The following is a 1,839-nucleotide window of genomic DNA, read 5'->3' on the forward strand; positions in this document are numbered from 1 at the left end:
ATGGTAAACCGACGGCCATCATACAGAGGCAGTGGTGAACCGTAACATACAGAAAGTTTTGTGCTGGCTGTTTCGACTGCTCTTGGATCATTAGTTCTCCTCGTGACTGCTGAGCCACCAGCGGCTTTTTTCTGGTTCAACAGGCTTGGTATTGAGCTTTTTACACGTCCTGAGATGAAGCCAGCAAGTAATATTAATGAGCCATCCGTAGGAAAGAAAAAGGAAAAACAGAGCTGACTCCGACGCGTAATTGCCACCTGCATTGAGCATTACGAATGCCAAGGAGCTTATTCCCAGTAGCAAGGATGCAATGACATGAACCGCAGGCTGTCCTGAGAGAAAACCAGACTCCTTGCTCTGATAGGCACCAAATTTAGTCGTGCGGATTCCAGCCCTGAGCCAGTAGACTCCCGTCAGAAGGAGGGCTAGGCAGAGTAGTCCAATCCCCACTCGTGAGCAAAGGGGATGGTTTGGGTTTGCTACAGCGGGAAGCCAGATATTGAGCTGTAAAAACATACCCAGCATCTCTGCAAGACACTTCCAACCAGTGTGCCAGTAGAGGCGATTGGGGAGTGTTTTTTTCTGGTTTTGTAGCATTCTATACCCTTGTGCTTCCCCCTCCTGTGGGGGCTAGGGGGCCTTCTTACACCAGACCCTGCCGGGCGGCTAGTAGCGCGGCTTCAGCTCGGGAGTTGACTTCTAGTTTCTCGAAGATCTTGGAGATGTGGTTCTTGACGGTCTTCTCGGAGATAAAGAGTGCGTCGGCGATCTCTTTGTTGCGCATGCCCTTGCCGATAAAGCTGAGGACTTCCCGCTCTCGGTCGGTGAGGTGCGCAAAGACGGCGTTGTCTACGGCGCGCTGGGTGGAGAGTCGGCTGAACTCATTGAAGACGCGGCTGGCGAGCGCGGGGGGGAGCAGGCCACCGCCTCGTGCGACGGCGCGGATGGCGGCGAGGGCTTCCTCGGGCGGGGAGTCTTTGAGGACATAGCCTCGGGCACCGGCTTTGATGGCGGCGAAAACTTTGTCATCATCGCCGTAGATGGTCAGAATCACGATATGGGTGTCGGGGAGCTCTTTTCGGAGCGTGTCGGTGACCTCAATCCCGCTGACCTTAGGCATCCCAATATCGGTGAGGAGAACATCGGGTTTTTGGGCGCGGCAGACTGAGAGCGCCCGCTCACCATCGGAGGCGGTGCCTACTACCTGGATGTCATCTTCCAGCGCCAGCATCTGTGCCAGGCTCTCGCGCATCATCGCCTGATCTTCCGCAATAACGAGTCTGATTTTTTCCACGTTTTGATTGCTCCTTGAGCTTCGCGAGGTTGGGTTTTATGGGGTTTGGCGCAGCCTCCGGCTTATTGGGAAATAGCAGGAGCGCGGGTAGGGTAAGCCAGATAGGCAGGATTAGATAGAGCATCGAGCGCATTAGGTATGGATCTCACAGATGCGGCGCTCGACATTGTTGTAGTGTGGGAGGAGCCCTTGATCCGGCAGAGGTGTCGGCTCATTGAACTCTTCAAGATGAAACGGGCTTTTCATGGTCATTACAGTGACTCTGCTTAGTTGTTGTACACAACCTGCGTGATTATACATACTGTCACGATTGTTAGGGTACTCCGTGTGACTCAGGTTTCACCAAATATTTTTGAAAGAGCCTGATTTGTTTATGAGAGATTTCTGAGAAATGATTGAGGTTGAACTCGTCTGGTTGCAGGCGGATATGGCCTGTACCCCTGATTTGGTCCATCGAGTGAGTTAGTCTTCGTTGGTCGTTGTGGGTTTCCCCGGCGGCGAAGCCGCCTCGTTCTTCGTTTCCGTTTCTGGTTGGGTATCTGGTC

General features: G+C 53.2%; 2 protein-coding genes. Both read right to left on the bottom strand.

Translation table 11 applies throughout. The annotated features are described in order from the left end of the window. Positions 1 to 643 precede the first annotated feature (643 nt). Positions 644 to 1,294: a response regulator transcription factor gene (locus tag RMO15_RS31930; RefSeq protein ID WP_309722952.1), complete on the bottom strand. Its 651-nt coding sequence runs from the start codon at positions 1,292 to 1,294 to the stop codon at positions 644 to 646. A gap of 313 nt (positions 1,295 to 1,607) precedes the next feature. After that, positions 1,608 to 1,839, bottom strand: a 232-nt coding sequence (locus RMO15_RS31935; protein ID WP_309722955.1) for a hypothetical protein, incomplete at its 5' end; no start/stop codon positions are given.

Source organism: Armatimonas sp., assembly GCF_031410135.1.
In the GTDB taxonomy this organism is placed as follows: Bacteria; Armatimonadota; Armatimonadia; order Armatimonadales; family Armatimonadaceae; genus Armatimonas.